Below are 17,002 nucleotides of genomic sequence, written 5' to 3' on the forward strand. Positions count from 1 at the left end.
CACCGCGCACTGACATGATGGACGCGTGAGCATTGCAAAAACGATCCTGTTGTTCGTCCTGGCTGCTGCCGCTGAAATCGGCGGCGCGTGGCTCGTGTGGCAGGCGGTCCGCGAAGGCAAGCCATGGTGGTGGGCCGGGCTCGGGGTGATCGCCCTGGGCATCTACGGTTTTGCCGCCACGCTGCAGCCCGACGCCCACTTTGGCAGAATCCTTGCCGCCTACGGGGGCGTGTTCGTCGCGGGTTCCCTGGCCTGGGGCATGATCTTCGACGGCTTCCGTCCGGACCGGTGGGACATCGCCGGTTCGGCGATCTGCCTGCTGGGTGTGGCCGTGATTATGTTCGCGCCGCGCAGCGCCGGCTGACTCCTCATCGACGGCGAAGAGATATTCGGCCAGAAGAAACTCACCGAAGGCGCAACGTAGGCACGTGACCGGACAGGAACCCAAGAGTATGAAAATAGAAATCCTCCACATCGCGGACTGCCCCAACACTGCGCGGGCGCTCGAACGGGTCGAAGCCGCCCTTGCCGCCTTGGGGCGCGACGACGTCGCGGTCCATCTGCAACTGGTGGAGTCTGCCGCCGACACGGCCGGGAGGGGATTCGCCGGTTCGCCCACGATCACCGCGGACGGGGCCGACATCTTCCCCGGCGGGGCGCCCAGCAGTGATCTCGCCTGCCGCATCTACCCCGTACCGGGCGGACATGCGGGCGCACCAACCGTCGAGCAGATCATTGGTGCGCTGACGCACCGCGGCCTCACGCCGTCACAAAAGCGCCGATAGGCAAACGTCACAGCACGTTAACAAAGCGCGAGGGTCCCGGAAACGCGGCATCCCTAGTTTTGAGGGACATCCCCGAAGGAGGTCCCCGTGACTGAACGCATTGCCGACGCCATTACCGGCGTTTCCCCGAACCACGACGCCGGCTCCGCGCCCGCCGCAACCGCCCCCGGCCGCACCTCGCCCGCGGACCGCAACACCGCCGACCGCACCGCCGACCGCACCGCCGTCGGCGGCCCCGCACTGGAGTACCGCCCGGGCCGCTGGATCGCCAACTGGGACGCCGAGAACCAGACCCAGTGGGAATCCCTGGGCCGCGGCATCGCCCGGCGGAACCTGAACTGGTCCATCTTCGCGGAGTTCCTGGGCTTTGTGGTCTGGCAGCTCTGGTCGATTGTGGTGGTCCAGCTCCCCGCGGCCGGCTTCCGCTTCTCCACGAACGAAATCTTCTGGCTGATCTCGATGCCCAGCCTGGTCGGTGCGACGCTCCGGATCCCCTACACCTTTATGGTTCCCCGCTTCGGCGGACGGAACTGGACCATCGTCTCGGCCCTGCTGCTGCTGATCCCCTCGACCGGGCTTGCCCTGTGCGTCGGCAACCCCGGCACCCCGTTCGGCGTGATGCTGCTGGTGGCCGCCCTGGCCGGCTTCGGCGGCGGCAACTTCGCCAGCTCGATGGCCAACATCACCTTCTTCTACCCGGCCCGCGAAAAGGGCTGGGCGCTGGGACTGAACGCCGCCGGCGGGAACCTCGGCGCCGCCGTCGCCCAGCTCGCCGTCCCGATCGCCATCACGGTGCTGGCCGCGGGCGCCGTGAACCTGCCGGTGGCCGGGCTGATGTGGATCCCGTTGATCCTGCTGGCCGCGTTCGGCGCCTGGAAGTACATGGACAACCTCACCAGTGCCAAGGGCGACGTCGCCGGCTCGCTCGCCGCGGTCAAGGAACCGCACCTGTGGATCATGGCCCTGCTCTACATCGGCACCTTCGGCTCCTTCATCGGCTTCGCCGGCGTGTTCCCCAAGCTGATCAAGGACTACTTCCCGGCGTTCTCCTCGATCGGTGTCGGCACCGTGGCGCTGTCGCTGGCGTTCCTGGGCCCGCTGGTCGGATCGCTGGCCCGGCCCTTCGGCGGCCGGATGGCGGACCGGCTGGGCGGGGCGCGGATGACCGTGACGGCGTTCGCTGCGATGGCCGTGATCACCCTGACCATGGTCTTCACGCTGCCGCTGGCGAACTTCTGGCTCTTCCTCATCCTCTTCCTGGCGCTGTTCACGGCCAGCGGCTTCGGCAACGGGGCAACCTACCGGATGATCCCGGTGATCTTCGCCCTGCACAGCCGGGCGGCCCGGTCCGGGGCCAGCACCGTGGCCACCCAGCGGCTGGCGTCCTCCGCGCTGGGCCTGATTTCGGCGATCGGCGCTTACGGCGGCTTTGTCATCCCGCAGGTGCTCAACGCCTCCAACACCGCCAGCGGCTCCTACACCCCGGCCTTCTACGGCTTCGTCGCCGCCTACCTCCTGATGCTGGCCGTCTGCTGGGCCTGCTACCTGCGCCCCGCCACCCGTCACGGCAAAGGACACGTCTAAATGGCCGACGGCGCCGCCACCCACTGCCCCTACTGCGCGCTGCAGTGCGCCATGACACTGACCGCCCCGGCGGCGGATACCGATCCGCTAGATGAGGCCCCGGTGGAGGTGGCCGGCCGCGACTTCCCCACCAACCGCGGCGGCCTGTGCCGCAAGGGCTGGACCTCGGCGTCGCTGCTGGAGCACCCCGGCCGCGTCACCGAGCCGCTGCTCAAAGGCGCCGACGGCGTGCACCGCCCGGTCGGCTGGGACGAGGCCCTGGACCGCATCGTCACAGCGGTGAACGCGGCCCGCGGCCGCTACGGGCCGGACGGCGTCGGGGTCTTCGGCGGCGGCGGGCTCACCAACGAGAAGGCGTACCAGCTGGGCAAGTTCGCCCGGCTGGCCCTGGGCACCTCGCGGATCGACTACAACGGCCGGTTCTGCATGTCTTCCGCCGCAGCCGCCGGGATGCGCGCCTTCGGCCTGGACCGCGGCCTGCCGTTCCCGCTGGCGGACCTCGACGCCGCCAGCACCATCCTGCTGCTCGGCTCCAACGTCGCCGAGACCATGCCGCCGTTCGTCCAGCACCTGCAGGGCGCGCGCGACGCCGGCGGGCTGATCGTCGTCGACCCCCGCCGCTCCGCCACCGCCGCGTTCACCGCCGACGGCGGCGGCCTGCACCTGCAGCCGCTGCCCGGCACCGACCTCGCGCTGCTGCTGGGCCTGGCGCACGTGGTCATCCACGAAGGACTCGCCGACGCCGGGTACATCGCCGACCGGACCACCGGCTACGAGGCTGTGGCCCGCAGCGTCGCCTCCTACTGGCCCGAGCGGGTGCAGTCCCTCACCGGGGTCCCGGCCGGGCTGATCCGGGACACCGCCCGCCGGCTCGCCGAGGGCCGGGCGCGCGGCGGCAGCTACGTCCTCACCGGCCGCGGCGTGGAACAGCACGTGGACGGGACGGACACCGCCACCGCCGCGATCAACCTCGCCCTGCTGCTGGGCCTGCCCGGCTCGGCACGCAGCGGCTACGGCACCCTCACCGGCCAGGGCAACGGCCAGGGCGGCCGCGAACACGGACAGAAAGCGGACCAGCTCCCCGGCTACCGCAAGATCACCGACCCCGCCGCTCGCGCCCACATGGCCGAAGTCTGGGGCGTCCCGGAGACCGCCATCCCCGGCCCCGGCGTCCCCGCCGTCGAACTGCTCACGTCCCTGGGACAGCCCGACGGCGTCCGCTGCCTCTTCGTGCACGGAGCCAACGTGGCGGTCTCCGCGCCCGACGCCAACGCAGTGATCGCCGGCCTGCGCAGCCTGGACTTCCTGGTGGTCTGCGACTTCTTCGTCTCCGAGACCGCGGCCGAGGCGGACCTGATCCTGCCGGTCACCCAATGGGCCGAGGAGGAAGGCACCCTGACCAACCTCGAGGGCCGGGTGCTGCGCCGGCGCCGGGCCATCGCGCCCCCGCCCGGGGTCCGCAGCGAACTGTGGATCATGACCCGGCTGGCCGAGCTGCTCGAGGCGCCGTCGACCTTCAGCGAGGACCCGGAGATCGTGTTCGAGGAGCTCCGGCTAGCCTCCGCCGGCGGACTGGCCGACTACTCCGGCATCGACTACGCCCTGCTGGACCGCGGCGAGGAAGCCTACTGGCCCTACCCGGCCGGCAGCACGGGCACCCCTCGGCTGTTCCTGGACTCATTTGCCCATCCGGACGGCCGGGCGGTCTTCACCCCGGTGGCTCCCCGCCGGCGTACGCTTGCCGCGGTTCCGGAAGCCGCGGGCACGCCGATGACCCTGATCACCGGGCGCCTGCTGGAGCACTACCAGTCCGGCGCCCAGACCCGCCGGGTGGCAGCCCTCGCCGCGGCCCGGCCCGAGGCCCGCCTGCAGCTGCACCCGGCGGCCGCCGCGGCGCAGGGCATCGCCGAGGGCGACGTCGTCGCTGTCACCAACGGCCGCGGCGAGGTCCTCTGCCGGGCCGAGCTCAGCGCGGGCATCCGGCCGGAGACCGTGTTCCTGCCGTTCCACTTCCCGGGGCTGGAGAGCGCCAACCGGCTCACCGAGGCGGCCACGGACCCGGTCTCCGGGATGCCCGAGTTCAAGACCAGCAAGGTGTGGGTGAGGCCGGCCGCGGCGGGCGCCCGCGCGGAGGTCCTGCAGATGGAAGGTGCCCCATGACGGAACGGATTGTAGTGGTGGGCTTCGGCCCGGTGGCGGCACGGCTGATCGATGAACTGATCCCGGCGGTGCGGGGCGGGCTGGTGCACCTGACCGTCGTCGGCGAGGAAACGGAGGCCGCGTACAACCGCGTGCTGGTGGCGGACCTCGGCGTCGGGCGGACCACGGCCGCCGCCTTGGCGCTGGCGGATGCGGCGGCACTGGTGGCCGACGGCGTCGACGTCCGGCTGGGGGTCCGGGTCCGAAGGGTGGACCGAGCCCGGCAGCGGGTCCTGCTGGCCGACGGCAGTTCCCCGGGCTACGACCGGCTGGTCTTCGCCACCGGGTCCCGGCCGGTGATCCCCAACCTCACCGGGCTGAACCCGGATCCGGCCGCCCCCGTGCTGCCCGCCGGGGTGACGGCGCTGCGGGACCTGGCGGATGCCGCGGCGCTGCAGGCGGCGGTGGCCGGCGGTAAGCGCGTGGTGGTCCTGGGCGGCGGCGTGCTGGGCCTGGAGACGGCGCTGGCCGCGGCCGAGGAGGGCGCCACCGTGACCGTGGTGCACAATGGCCCGCACCCGCTGGGCCGCAATATCGACCGCGGCGGCGGTGCCGTGCTCGCGGCCTCGCTGCGGAACTGCGGTGTACGGGTGGCTGGCAACGCCCGCTCGGTGGCCGTGGAGACCGGGGCCCACGGCGCCTTCTCCGCGCTGCTGCTGGAGGACGGTTCCGCGATCGACGGCGAGCTGCTGGTGCTCTCCTGCGGCGTGCGACCGCGAACGGAGCTGGCGGAGGGCTGCGGGCTGTCGACGGGGGCCGGGATACTGGTGGACCACCGCTTAAGGGCGCACCACGAGCCGCACATTTTCGCGATCGGTGACTGCGCCGAGGTCCGCTGCCCCGACCCGGATTGTCTGGCGTGCCGGAGTGCGCGGGGCCCGTCCGGGCTGGTGGGGCCGGGCTGGCGGCAGGCCGAGTGGCTGGCCGGGTACCTGACGTTGCTGGCGTCCGGTTCTGGTGCCGGGGCTGATGCCTTGCCGCCGCTGCCGGCTGAACAGCCGGGCGTGGTGGTACTCAAGGCCCGCGGCCTGACCATGGCCGTGGCCGGCGATGTGTCCGCCGAGCCATGGGATGAGGAGGCTTTGACCGCCGGTGCCGTGGGCGGGCGGGCGCGGCTGCAGGTAGCCCAGTGGTCCGACCCCGAGCACGGCCGCTACGTCAAGATGACCACCCGGGCCGGAGTGCTCGAGGGCCTGGTGGCCGTGGGCATGCCCCGCACCGCGGCCGAACTGGTGCAGCTCTTCGAACGCGGCGCCGAGCTGCCCGCGGACCGGTCGCTGCTGCTGCGCCTGGACGGCCCGGACCAGGCTCCTTCTACCGCGTCCGATCCCGAGCGGACCGTGTGCCGCTGCGCGGGGGTGAGCGGAACCGCCATTGCCGCCGCAGTGACCGGAGGGTGCGGGACGGTGGCCGAGGTGTCCGCGGAGACCCGCGCCGGCACCGGCTGCGGCGGCTGCCACGAAGACATCAAGGGGCTCATCGAGAAGCACTTCCAGGGCGCCGTGGCGTAGGTCTGGCCGGACAGCTGTCGTTCCCTCCGGAAATTGAGCCCCAGGTCTTCTGCGGCCGCAACGCGAGCGCAATGATTAAGTTACTGATCTCGGACGTGGAGTGGAGCGGAGAGGACCATGTTCAAGGCGCTGCTGTGCAAGCTGAATATTCAGCATGATTGGCATATCGAACATGCCGAGGACGGCGCTCTGGACAAGCGCTGCCGGCGTTGCGGCAAGGACGACGACAGCGGAGGCGGAGGGGGCGGGACTTTCGCTGCCTGGGCCGGACCGTCCGGGATGGGCTAAGGCCCTCATCCCCGTCAGCCTTTCTCCCCTTGGCCCGCCCACTCCCGCAAGCGTTCAATGGGCACAGGTTCTCACCGTCTCCAGGAGGCAGCCGTGTCCGTCCCCATGATCCTGGCGGTTGCCGCCGTCGTTGTGGTCGCCGTCGTGCTGGGAGTGGTCTTTGGCCGGCAGAAGGATGTGCGGCGGCGCGCCGCCGCACCCGTGAAGACGGGCGCGGTGCTGATGGCGGTCTTCACCGCTTTCGGCGGGGCATTCATCGGCGGTTACGCCATGGACGAGCCGGGCGGCACCGCGGGGTTGCTGATGATCCTCGCCTGAGCGGTGCCGATGCTGGTCCTCGCGGCCCTAGCCTGGTTCTGGCCAGCCGGGACCGCTCCCCTGCTGACGGCGCTGACCGCCGCATTCATCGCCATCTGTGTGTGGTTCGCCCTCGACCCGGCGATGGCGCGCGGCTTCCAGGACGACAACGGGCCGGTGCTCGCCGTCGGCGTCGTCGCCCTGGCGTTCCCGGCTGCGGTCCTCGGGCTGAAACGGACCCGGCCGGCCGGCTGGTTGCTGCTGGCCCTGGTGGCAGCCCGGATGGCCCTCGGGAGTTCGACGCCGGACACCGTCCGAGCGGCAGCGGCCTAAGCCTTTGCGGCAGGCAGCCCGGCCACGAAGTCCTCGGCGAAACGCCGGACGCCGTCCCACTCGGTGTAGACGTAATCACGGGACAGGTCCGTGTCCGGTGAGCCCTTGCTGCTGGTGATCCGCTTCATCATGTGCCGCTTGAGGAAGCCGTACTGGGTGTAGGGCAGCGCCCCGGCGAACAGGCCGACGTGCGCCGGTCGCCAGCCAGTCTCCTCCTCGAATTTCTCCACGTACCCTTCCGCGCTTTCCTCGTCCCCGTGGGCAGCGAGGCTGACCGAGAACAGCGCCGAGGGCAGCCGCTCCAACGCCGCCTTGTTCGCGCGGACAAAATCAGTAACGAACCCCTCGTGCTTGCCCATGTGGACCGAGGCTCCGACGATGACGCCGTCGCAGTCGTCCGGGAAGGAGTCACCGGAACTCTGCAGGTCCGCCGCTCGGGCCTCGTGGCCGTGCTCGCGGATCACGTAGGCGATGTACTCGGCGATCCGGGCGGTCTGGCCCTCGACGGTCCCGAAGGGAATGTAAATATTGGCCATGGTCCACCGTGCCCAGCACCCGCGGCCCGGGGCTAGGGCCGAATGTCACCGAGGGTCAATAGTGGGCGGGTCTTGACGGCGACGGCGGCACGACATGTGATGGACGGGGCCGCACCTTCGCTTTCGGGTCCGGCCCCGACGCCTCCGCACGCCACGGTCCCCACGATGAAAGGACAAAGATGTCCCTGCTCGACTCCGCCCTCTGGGAGGGCAAAATCTACCTCAACGGCTGGCGCACCGGCGGAGGCGGGACTGCTGACGCCGTCGAACCAGCCACCGGCGAGACCCTGGGCAGCTACGGCGTCGCCTCCGTGGCGGACGTCCGCGAAGCCGCCACCACCGCCGCGAAAGCCCAGAAGGAGTGGGCCGCCCGGAACCCCGAGGACCGGGCCGCCGTGCTGCGCCGGGCCGGCCAGCTCTGGGAGGAACACGGCGCGGAAATCCAGGACTGGATCGTCCGCGAATCCGGCGGCATCCCGCCGAAGGCCGGGCTGGAGACCCACATCGCCGCCAACGAATGCTACGACGCCTCCGCGCTGCCCTCGCTGCCGGCCGGGGACGTGCTCACCTCGAACGAAAACCGCTGGTCCTTCGCCCGGCGCCGGCCCGTGGGGGTGGTCTCCGTGATCGCGCCGTTCAACTTCCCGCTCATCCTCTCGATCCGCGCCGTCGCCCCGGCCCTGGCCCTCGGCAACGCCGTGCTGCTCAAGCCGGACCCCCGCACCGCGGTCTGCGGCGGCGTCACCGTGATGCGGATCTTCGAGGAGGCCGGACTCCCGCCGGGGCTGCTCTCGCTGCTGCCCGGCGGCGCGGACGTCGGCGCCGCCGTCGTCGAGGCCCCCGAAGTCCGCGTGATCGCCTTTACCGGCTCGACGGCGGCCGGCCGCAAGGTGGGCGAGGCGGCCGGGCGGCTGCTCAAGCGCGCCCACCTGGAACTCGGCGGCAACAACGCGCTGATTGTGCTGCCCGGCGCGGACCTGGCCAAGGCCGCCTCCGCGGCGGCGTTCGGATCGTTTATGCACCAGGGCCAGATCTGCATGGCGGCCGGACGGCACATTGTGCACGAGGACATCTACGAGGACTACGTGGCCGCGCTCGCCGAGAAGGCCGGGCACCTGCCGGTGGGAGACCCCAAGAGCGGCACCGTGGCCCTGGGCCCGGTGATCGACGAACGCCAACTGCAGCGGGTGGACGGCATTGTGCAGGACGCGGTGCAGGCCGGGGCGCGGCTGGCCGCCGGCGGGACCCATGACGGCCGGTTCTACCAGCCCACGGTGCTGGTGGACCTGGCCCAAGACAGCCCGGCGTGGAAGGACGAGATCTTCGGCCCGGTGGCACCGGTGATGAAGTTCTCCACCCTCGATGAGGCCGTGGCGCTGGCCAACGACAACGAATACGGCCTCTCCATCGGCATCCTGGGCGAGGTCGGCATGGCCATGACCATTGCGGACCGGCTGGACTCCGGCAAGGTCCACATCAACGAGCAGACGGTCTCCGACGAGGCGAACTCGCCCTTTGGCGGGGTGAAGAACTCCGGCAACGGCTCACGGATCGGCGGGCACCACGCCAATATGGAGTCCTTCACCGAGATCCAGTGGCTCACCATGCGCCCGGACATCGCGCCGTACCCGTTCTAGGCGAAGGTCGTACTTAGAGGCCTTCTGCTCCGCAACGCACGTCATGGGCCTGCTGAATTGCAACCGAGAAGTCATCAGCGGCGCTGGCCCTCTGGAAGCTGGGTGCGCCGATAGACGATACCGCGGTGTGGACGCAGAACAATCTGACGTGGCGACGAAGTGCCGGTCGCATCAACCATCCCCGGGGGCACGGTCACCCGCCGGCGACAGCGTCCGTCCTCATTGAAATTTACCGCCGCCCAGCCCCCGGTAAACTCCCGCGACCATACGTCTCCCTGTCCCGTCGCGGGATGCAGTGGTGCCCCCAGGTTCCAATCAAGCTCCGGGGTGTGCTGCGTCCGGCTGTAATCGTCGTGGGCAGTCGCGGAGTATGCTCCGGTGCCGGCGTTGAATATCCAGAACGCAGCCAGGCCGTAGCTGAAATTGGGGTGGCGATCGTCTCCATCGGTGGGGACCCGAAGAATGGTAAGTCCTGGGCCGCTAGCCTGGGTGAGTTGGGCTTCCACGGTTGCCGGGCCGAAGAGGTTGGTGGGGCCGTAGCCCAACCAGACCTCCTCGAAGCCGCCTCCGTAGGAGGCGTGGGATGCCCAACGACCCTTCTCACGCCGGGACTCGGCGATGTTGGGAACCAGGATCTTTCCGACCCGATTCAGCGCCTGGCCGGCAGCATGGACCAAGCTGTTCAGGCCGTCCCGGAGCCCTGAAAGGGATTCCACACCTGACAATGGCAGGTTCAAGCCGTAGTAGTCGTCGAACACGTCGTTGTCTCCCATGACGCCGTCGAAGGGAGAGTCCCGGAGTTCGGCAACGACGTTGGCAACCCACTGGGAGCGATAGTCTTCATCCCACACCGTCATCTGCCAGTGTCCCGGATAGCGCTCCCACTGGACGCGCTCCCCGTCCAGCCGTCGTGAGAACCACTGTGCACCGGCGGCTTCTGCCTCTAGATAGGAGACCCCTGACGAATAGATGGGTCCAGGCTCGTAATCGCGTGTCGAGGACAGACACTTGTAGCACAGCAAGGTCATGTCCGGCCGCCGCTGCTTCAGCTCCCGGGCGGCGTCCAGCTCCCATGGCTGCAAGATCGCGGCCCGGTAGTGTTCGGCGGCGAAATCGAGCTGCTCGGGGGTGATCGGATCGCCATAGCGGATCCAGGCTCCGACACCGCTCACAGGGCCACTTGCGAGCTGTACTCGACGTGGGAAGTCTCGTCCCCGGCCAGAACGGGAATGTTGCCCAGGGCACGATAGATCTCGTTGTAGGAAGTCATAACATCGTGCATCTGAAAGAACTCTTGCACGCGTGCGCGGGCGTTGACCGAGTACTCGCTGTAGGTCGCCATGTTGCCGACGACTGCCTCAATGCCCGCGGCCATCTGATGCACATCGCCCGGAGTTGTGAGTACCCCGCAAGGACCCACGGTGCGGCCGTCGGAGGTGTAGAGGTTCTCCGCAACGAGTTGGCCCATGCCTCCCACGTCAGATCCCACCGTGGGTATGCCAGCTGCCATGGCCTCGAGAACCACGATGGGCTGCCCCTCGTTATAGCTGGGGAGTACGAGAACGTCGAACTGATCCAGCATGTCGCGAACATTGACCGTGCCGTGGATAGTTACCTGATCGTGCAGGCCCAGACTCTCGATCTTGGACAGGCACGCTTCGTAGTAGGCGGGCACATGCCCCGTTGGGCCCAGCACATCCAAATGCAGGTTCGGGAAGCCGCGCTGACTCAGGAGGTGGATGCTGGACAGCAGGTCCATGAGCCCCTTGATGGGAACTATGCGCGCAATAAATACGAGCCGCCAAGTGTGCGCTGACGGAGCGCGCATGATTTCCGGCAACGCCGACTGGCGAGCGCGGTGCTTTTCCTCGAACTCCTCGATGACCATACCGTTTGGTACCACCACCGCCTTGTCGATATCAGTTCCCAGGCTTGCCGCCTCGGTAATCGCTGTGGGGTACAAGTACGTGATGAGCTTGGCGCTCGGGTAGCAGAAGTGGCCCATTTCCGTCCACCACGCCATCCATGCCCTCTGTTCGGGCGTCACGTCAAAAATTCGGTAGTCGTCCGACGTTATGGACAAAGCCATATTCCGATCCAGCAAAGTGTTGATCGTATCCCGGACGTAAAGGTTGTGCTCTGTGAGCAGGAAGGAAGACTCATGGTCCCTTGCAGCTGCTGCCCCCAGCAAGGATGCGTAGCCTGTGGTGTGGGCGTGGTAGACGTGGGCCCGCGGCATCGTTTCGCCAAGAATGGCGAAGGCCAGGGAGAAGAAATTACGCAGCGTCCAGAAGGAGTCTGCCAGGGAGAGATTGAGCTGCGGCATTCGCAGAGCCAGTGCTTCCATGAACTCGCGGGATCCCAGCAGCGCCCACAGCGGATAACGTCGCGTGCGTTCGTTAAGGCCCTCGCCAATGAGGTCCCACAGTGCCTGCGTTTCGCCGTCCTCCGCAAGGGCATATAGGGCGTCGAATAGGCGGTGGGAAAGCGCCGTCCGCTCCTCAGCGGTCATGGCAAGATCTTTGGCGGAAACCGCTAGAAAATTGTGTCGGTGCTCCTGCATATTGAGGTACACCGGCCGAACCCAAAGGACATTGCTTGGCATTCCGTACAGGTCCTCGTGTGGGGAGTCGGAGTCCCACGTGATGTGGATGATCCCGTAGGTGAGGTCCGGATTGTGGGTAACAATGTCGTGCACGACGGCCGACACGCCGCCTTTGAGGTAAGGGTAAGTGGACTCCATGACGATCGCCACGTCTACGTCCGGATACTCCCGACTACGGATTTCCTGGGCGGCCGGGGTCAGCGAGTCTTGAAGCTTTGCCCGCCGGGCTTTAGGGAGGTGAAAGCTGTACATGTTTGTTCCTTCGGAGCGCTGGGGTGTGCCTGTGCAAGGCAGACGGGGAATTAGGCGGGGTGGAGCCCAACCACGATGCTGAACTTATGAGCCGAGGGAGACGGTGCGTCCCGGATCACCAGGTGGTGGCGTGGCGCCAGAACAGGGTGTACTCCGGCTGAACCCAATGTCGTTTGTAGAGCAGCCATGCCACACCAACCAGAAGGAGATCGGCAACAACCAGCGCCGCGTAGGCGCCCGCTCCGTTGCCGTCCCCACCCGGAACTCCCAACACGTAGAACGCAGCCACGCACAGGACTAGATGCGCGCCCCCCAAGAACTGAGGGGAGACCTTTTCTCCGATGAAGTCGAGTTCGTAGCTCAGGAGGGTGAGCATCATGAACGCCCAGGAAGATGCGCCGGCGAAGACTGCCAGCAGCACCTGCGTCGGCAGCAGCCCGTTGACCACCAACGAAACTGCCAAAGTGAGAAGTACGCCAATGGTTCCCGTTGTCAGCACGGACCGGTCAACGACAAGGCTCAAGCGCTTCGACGCCGTGAGGAGGGTCGCCATCGGTCCCCCGGAAATAGTCCGGTGGAGTCCTGCCATCTCGCGGTCAACACGCGGTGCCAAGTTGATGAAGTAGAAGTTGTAAGCGACGACGGCCGGCAGCATTGCTGCAAACACCACGACCACTTGAAAGTCGCCCCCGGTAGCGAGGAAAAGCACCAACTTGTCGGCCCACAGGACCGAGCCCATCAGAAGTCCACGGAGGACATCGGCGCTGAACTCCCGGGCTCCAATACGATGCGCTACGCCGAGGTGGCGTAGTCCTGGGCCCATGGCCGCGAGCTGGGTGAGAGACCCAATCAGCGGCGGCAGCCACCAGAGCGTAGGCGCTAGAAAGAGGGCACCGGCGTACGCGCTCCAGGCGAGCGCCCAGGCGCCTCGGCGGTTAGCCACATTGGACATCACCAGGGACTGGACGAATAGGAGGTGCAATCCGCACAAGGAGGCAAAGATGGCCAACGCTGTGGGAGTCCATCCCGTTACTAGCCACAGCGGCAGCGCAAACACCACGACTAGCGGGAGCGACTGCACAAACATCATCGGCCAAAATTGGCAAAAACGTCGTGTGATAGCTTCCAGATCCCGTTCAGCCATGAGGTCTCCGATTACCCGGTAGGCCGGCAGACAGGCCGCTTGCGCGAGCCAGGGCACCGTGATGGACGAGGCCAACACCACGAGAGTCAATGGCACGCCCCCTACATCCACCGCCGCCATTGCAGGGCTCACCATTGGGTAGACCACGTTCAATAGGATGACCGGCGAAAGATACAGCAGGAGGGCTGCCCCAGTACGGGCGTCACCGTTTGTTTCCGTCGATTCTTCGGCGTTGTCAATGCCTGGGCGCATCATGACCAGTAGGGCGATCATGACCACACCTGCGCCGACCGCCAGCAGAACAATCGAGAACCCGGCTGGCATTACTCCATCGACAAATGGAACCAGCCCCGTGAGCACCATGCCCGCGATCATCGCCAGGGTCCGTGTCCGAGCGTAGGTGTCCCTCATCAGGGACGTGAGTGATTTCATTGCTTCCCCCTGCAACGCGTCACACACGTGCCCGGCATCAGACTGCCCACAACCGCGCATCACACGGTCACGGCACGTGAATGTGAAAAATAGCCCTGTCTCGTCAGTGCTTCATCACGCGACAGCCCGTGCAACGGTGCTGAGGTTCGCGCAGTCAGCCACTGATTTCGGGCCCGCCCATTCCTGAACCGAAGACTTGGCGGGTCGTTTGGGCCCACTCGAAAATCTACCTACGGCATGGAGCACGAACGCGAGTAGTTGTTACCTGATTTAGTGAGCCGAATTGTGGCCCCACTACGTACAGCCAGCCCCACAACTACTCAGATCCGGCGCCACGATTACTTGGCCGTCGGACGGCCCGGAACTCCGCTATGTCACGATGCTGCCGGTGTGGGTGCGAGCCAACCAGAGTTCGTCGCGGTTCTTGATCCGAGAGCGGGTGGAAAAATCCCCAATGAGCCGGGGCTACATGTGGACGTGAAGCCGCCGTGCCGCCTCGGAGATGGAGCCGCTCAGCGACGGGTACACGGTAAAGGTGCTGGCGACGTCGTCGACGTGCAGCTTCTGCGTGACCGCAAGGGAGATCGCGAAGATCAGCTCGGAGGCGTTCGGGCCCACCACAACGCCGCCGATCACCGTGCCGGAGCCCTTCCGGGCGAAGATCTTGATAAAACCGTCCTTGTGGTTGCGCATCTTGGCGCGGGCGTTGCTCTTCAGCGAGAGCTTGACGACGTCGCCCTGATACTTGCCGGAGTCGATCTCGGCCTCGGAGACGCCGACGTTGGCGATCTCGGGCGAGGTAAAGATGTTCGAGGCCACCTGGTGCAGCTTGAGCGGGGTGACGCTGTCGCCGAGGAAGTGCGCGATCGCGATGCGTCCCTGCATGGCCGCGACCGAGGCGAGGGCCAGCACGCCGGTGCAGTCGCCCGCGGCGTAGATGTTCGGCGCGGTGGTGCGCGAGACGCCGTCGACCTTGATATGGCCGCTCTCGGTCAGCGCGACGCCGGCCTCCTCGAGACCGATCCCGGCGGTGTTGGGGATGGAGCCGACGGCCACGAGGCAGTGGCTGCCGGTGACCTTGGAGCCGTCGCCAAGGGTGACCACAACGCCGTCGTCCGTGCGCTCCACGGTCTCGGCGCGGGCCCGGGAGAGCACCTTCACGCCGCGGCGTTCAAAAACGCCCTCAAGCACCTCGGCGGCGTCCGTGTCCGAGCCGGGCAGCACGCGGTCGCGGGAGGAAATCAGGGTGACCTTGGAGCCGAGGCCGTTGTAGGCGGAGGCGAATTCGGCGCCGGTGACGCCGGAACCCACCACGATCAGTTCCTCGGGAAGCTCGTCCATGTTGTAGATCTGCGCCCAGTTCAGGATGCGATCGCCGTCCGGGCGGGCGGTGGGCAGTTCGCGCGGGTGGGCGCCAACCGCGAGCAGGATGGCGTCGGCCTCGATCGTCTCGGTGCCCTCGGCGGTGAGGACCTCGATCGTGTGGTTGTCCAGCATCTTGCCGGAGCCGAGCAGGATGCGGACGCCCTGGCCCTCGAGGCCCTTCTGGATGTCGGCGGACTGCTGCCGGGCCAGGCCCAGCAGGCGGTCGTTGATGTGCTTGAGGTCCGCGCGCATCGTCGGGGTGCAGTCGCCGCCGTCGAGGTCGAACTTCACGCCCAGCTCGCCGGCCTCCCCCACGCGGGTCATCAGGTCCGCCGTCGCGATCAGGGTTTTGGACGGTACGACGTCGGTCAGCACCGCGGATCCGCCGAGTCCGGCGCGTTCAATGATGGTGACCTGCGCCCCCAGGGAGGCTGCGACCATGGCGGCTTCGTAGCCGCCGGGCCCTCCGCCCAGAATCGCGATACGGGGTGCACTGAAATCGGGATGCGTAGTCACAATCATCCATTGTCCATCATCCGGACCGGCGCCACCAATAAGGATGCTGGGCAGCGCGGGGCCGGCACGGTAGCTTGTACCAGTGAGTAATACAGAATTCCTGAACACGGACCCCTTCGACGCCGCCCGCGCCGCCGCCGACTACATTGCCGAAGAGACCGGCGTTGACAGCCACGACGTGGCACTGGTGCTCGGCTCGGGCTGGGGCGACGCCGCCGACCTGATCGGCGAGACCACCGCGACGCTCTCCGCGGACGAGGTCCCCGGCTTCTCCTCCCCCTCGGTGGTAGGCCACGTCGGCACCATCCGCTCCGTGCTGACCAAGGAGGGCAAGCGCGCCCTGGTCCTGGGCGCCCGCACCCACTACTACGAGGGCAAGGGCGTCCGCGCCGTCGTCCACGGCGTCCGCACCGCGGCCGCCGCCGGCTGCAAGACCCTGGTCCTGACCAACGGCTGCGGCGGACTCAACGAGGACTGGGCGCCGGGCACCCCGGTGCTGATCAGCGACCACATCAACCTCACCGCCACGTCACCGCTTGAGGGCGCCACCTTCGTAGACCTCACCGACCTCTACTCCTCGCGGATCCGCGGCCTGGCCCGCGAAGTGGACCCCAGCCTGGACGAGGGCGTCTACGCCCAGTTCACCGGCCCGCACTACGAGACCCCGGCCGAGGTGCAGTACGCCAAGCGGATCGGCGCGTCCCTGGTGGGCATGTCCACCGCTTTGGAAGCCATCGCCGGCCGCCACGCCGGCATGGAGGTCTTCGGCATCTCGCTGGTGACCAACCTCGCCGCCGGCATCAGCCCGGTGCCGCTGAGCCACGAGGAGGTCCTCGAGGCCGGCCAGTCCGCGGGACCGCGCATCTCCAAGCTGCTCGCGGAGATCATCGCCAAGCTCTGAGTTAGCCCGCGGCGCTCAGGTGCCGGACGGCCTTCTCCCGGTCCCCGGGGAACCGGCGCTCCATGGACTCGGCGATCCCGGCAATGGTCTGCCGCGCCAGCGCCTGCCGCCAGGCCAGTTCCGCCTGCCGCATGGTCTGGGAAATCAGGCAGGTCCGCACGAAGTTTTCCTGCCGGTCCGCCTCCGGGACGCTGCCCAGGATGCCTTCGCAGCGGAACGCCGGCTCCTGTCCCTCCAGAGCCAGCACCACATCGAGCACCGTGATGTTTTCCGGCCGGCGCGCCAGGTGGAAGCCGCCGCGCGGGCCGGAAACCGAGGTCAGGATGCCGGCCCGGACCAAGGCCTGGAGCTGCTTGTTCAGGTACGCCGCAGGGAGGCGGTAGAACGCCGCGAGCCGGGCACTGTTCACGGCCTCCCCCGGCGGCGTCCAGGACATGTTGACGCAGGAGTGCAGAGCCCACTCCACCCCGCGTCCCATTTTCATATTCAAGACGTTACGTGTCCGGAAAATTTGGTGTCAATGGCCCGCGGCTGCACCGGCTGCGGTCTTGAGCCGATCCTTCGGAAGTCCTGCGCCGGGCCTGAGTGTGACGGAACTGTAAGCCCGCACCGCGCTT

At 67.7% G+C, this 17,002-nt stretch carries 16 protein-coding genes; 10 read left to right on the forward strand and 6 right to left on the reverse strand.

The annotated features are described in order from the left end of the window. The first annotated feature begins 25 nt into the window (after nucleotides 1–25). The 8 genes from E7Y32_RS00495 to E7Y32_RS00525 all read left to right on the forward strand — a co-directional run bounded on the left by E7Y32_RS00495 (nucleotide 26) and on the right by E7Y32_RS00525 (nucleotide 6,997). Entirely contained in the window at nucleotides 26–364 is a 339-nt protein-coding gene (locus E7Y32_RS00495; RefSeq protein ID WP_146335332.1) for a YnfA family protein, read from the forward strand. 88 nt (nucleotides 365–452) lie between these two features. Further along, entirely contained in the window at nucleotides 453–785 is a 333-nt protein-coding gene (locus E7Y32_RS00500; protein WP_146335333.1) for a thioredoxin family protein, read from the forward strand. A gap of 240 nt (nucleotides 786–1,025) precedes the next feature. Continuing rightward, nucleotides 1,026–2,369 carry an MFS transporter gene (locus tag E7Y32_RS00505; RefSeq protein WP_261382584.1) on the forward strand — a complete coding sequence of 448 codons (1,344 nt, stop codon included), beginning with the start codon at nucleotides 1,026–1,028 and terminating at the stop codon, nucleotides 2,367–2,369. Next, nucleotides 2,370–4,529: a molybdopterin oxidoreductase family protein gene (locus tag E7Y32_RS00510; protein WP_146335335.1), complete on the forward strand. Its 2,160-nt coding sequence runs from the start codon at nucleotides 2,370–2,372 to the stop codon at nucleotides 4,527–4,529. Further along, nucleotides 4,526–6,079 (forward strand): FAD-dependent oxidoreductase, encoded by a 1,554-nt coding sequence (locus E7Y32_RS00515; RefSeq protein ID WP_146335336.1) that lies wholly within the window; start codon nucleotides 4,526–4,528, stop codon nucleotides 6,077–6,079. Before E7Y32_RS00510 ends, E7Y32_RS00515 begins: the two co-directional genes overlap by 4 nt. 117 nt (nucleotides 6,080–6,196) lie before the next feature. Then, entirely contained in the window at nucleotides 6,197–6,367 is a 171-nt protein-coding gene (locus E7Y32_RS16195) for a hypothetical protein (protein WP_186467007.1), read from the forward strand. Nucleotides 6,368–6,460: 93 nt separating this feature from the next. Beyond that, the gene (locus E7Y32_RS00520; RefSeq protein WP_146335337.1) at nucleotides 6,461–6,685 is read left to right on the forward strand and encodes a hypothetical protein; all 225 of its coding nucleotides are present in this window, start codon (nucleotides 6,461–6,463) and stop codon (nucleotides 6,683–6,685) included. A 3-nt stretch (nucleotides 6,686–6,688) separates the two neighbouring features. Then, a complete protein-coding gene (locus E7Y32_RS00525) occupies nucleotides 6,689–6,997 on the forward strand; it encodes a hypothetical protein (RefSeq protein ID WP_146335338.1) in 309 nt (102 codons plus the stop codon). On the opposite strand, the gene E7Y32_RS00530 is transcribed toward E7Y32_RS00525, so the two are convergent. Then, entirely contained in the window at nucleotides 6,994–7,533 is a 540-nt protein-coding gene (locus E7Y32_RS00530; protein WP_146335339.1) for a flavodoxin domain-containing protein, read from the reverse strand. The genes E7Y32_RS00525 and E7Y32_RS00530 overlap by 4 nt on opposite strands. Before the next feature lie 179 nt (nucleotides 7,534–7,712). On the opposite strand from E7Y32_RS00530, the gene E7Y32_RS00535 reads away from it, so the two are divergent. Next, nucleotides 7,713–9,170: a benzaldehyde dehydrogenase gene (locus E7Y32_RS00535; RefSeq protein ID WP_146335340.1), complete on the forward strand. Its 1,458-nt coding sequence runs from the start codon at nucleotides 7,713–7,715 to the stop codon at nucleotides 9,168–9,170. Between the two features lie 74 nt (nucleotides 9,171–9,244). On the opposite strand, the gene E7Y32_RS00540 is transcribed toward E7Y32_RS00535, so the two are convergent. The 4 genes from E7Y32_RS00540 to E7Y32_RS00555 all read right to left on the reverse strand — a co-directional run bounded on the left by E7Y32_RS00540 (nucleotide 9,245) and on the right by E7Y32_RS00555 (nucleotide 15,484). Further along, nucleotides 9,245–10,342, reverse strand: coding sequence for a putative glycoside hydrolase (locus E7Y32_RS00540; protein ID WP_146335341.1), 1,098 nt, complete (start codon nucleotides 10,340–10,342; stop codon nucleotides 9,245–9,247). Then, entirely contained in the window at nucleotides 10,339–12,027 is a 1,689-nt protein-coding gene (gene pelF / locus E7Y32_RS00545; protein WP_146335342.1) for a GT4 family glycosyltransferase PelF, read from the reverse strand. Before pelF ends, E7Y32_RS00540 begins: the two co-directional genes overlap by 4 nt. Before the next feature lie 115 nt (nucleotides 12,028–12,142). After that, nucleotides 12,143–13,603, reverse strand: coding sequence for a hypothetical protein (locus E7Y32_RS00550; protein WP_261382492.1), 1,461 nt, complete (start codon nucleotides 13,601–13,603; stop codon nucleotides 12,143–12,145). 465 nt (nucleotides 13,604–14,068) lie between these two features. Further along, nucleotides 14,069–15,484, reverse strand: a complete 1,416-nt coding sequence (locus tag E7Y32_RS00555; protein WP_146335343.1) for an NAD(P)H-quinone dehydrogenase — start codon at nucleotides 15,482–15,484, stop codon at nucleotides 14,069–14,071. A gap of 82 nt (nucleotides 15,485–15,566) precedes the next feature. Between E7Y32_RS00555 and E7Y32_RS00560 the strand changes: the two genes are divergently transcribed. Continuing rightward, a complete protein-coding gene (locus tag E7Y32_RS00560; RefSeq protein ID WP_146335344.1) occupies nucleotides 15,567–16,385 on the forward strand; it encodes a purine-nucleoside phosphorylase in 819 nt (272 codons plus the stop codon). A gap of 1 nt (nucleotide 16,386) precedes the next feature. Here the strand turns inward: E7Y32_RS00560 and E7Y32_RS00565 are convergent, their stop codons facing one another. Beyond that, nucleotides 16,387–16,869, reverse strand: a complete 483-nt coding sequence (locus E7Y32_RS00565; RefSeq protein WP_146335345.1) for an Rrf2 family transcriptional regulator — start codon at nucleotides 16,867–16,869, stop codon at nucleotides 16,387–16,389. Nucleotides 16,870–17,002: the final 133 nt, after the last annotated feature.

Origin of the sequence: Arthrobacter sp. UKPF54-2 (assembly GCF_007858535.1) — a bacterium.
In the GTDB taxonomy this organism is placed as follows: domain Bacteria; phylum Actinomycetota; class Actinomycetes; order Actinomycetales; family Micrococcaceae; genus Arthrobacter.

Excerpts from the sequence above, each read along its gene's own strand:
- E7Y32_RS00500 (WP_146335333.1), top strand. The coding sequence starts at position 453 with ATGAAAATAGAAATCCTCCACATCGCGGACTGCCCCAACACTGCGCGG.
- E7Y32_RS00510 (WP_146335335.1), top strand. The coding sequence starts at position 2,370 with ATGGCCGACGGCGCCGCCACCCACTGCCCCTACTGCGCGCTGCAGTGC.
- E7Y32_RS00515 (WP_146335336.1), top strand. The coding sequence starts at position 4,526 with ATGACGGAACGGATTGTAGTGGTGGGCTTCGGCCCGGTGGCGGCACGG.
- E7Y32_RS16195 (WP_186467007.1), top strand. The coding sequence starts at position 6,197 with ATGTTCAAGGCGCTGCTGTGCAAGCTGAATATTCAGCATGATTGGCAT.
- E7Y32_RS00530 (WP_146335339.1), bottom strand. The coding sequence starts at position 7,533 with ATGGCCAATATTTACATTCCCTTCGGGACCGTCGAGGGCCAGACCGCC.
- E7Y32_RS00535 (WP_146335340.1), top strand. The coding sequence starts at position 7,713 with ATGTCCCTGCTCGACTCCGCCCTCTGGGAGGGCAAAATCTACCTCAAC.
- pelF (WP_146335342.1), bottom strand. The coding sequence starts at position 12,027 with ATGTACAGCTTTCACCTCCCTAAAGCCCGGCGGGCAAAGCTTCAAGAC.
- E7Y32_RS00550 (WP_261382492.1), bottom strand. The coding sequence starts at position 13,603 with ATGAAATCACTCACGTCCCTGATGAGGGACACCTACGCTCGGACACGG.
- E7Y32_RS00565 (WP_146335345.1), bottom strand. The coding sequence starts at position 16,869 with ATGAAAATGGGACGCGGGGTGGAGTGGGCTCTGCACTCCTGCGTCAAC.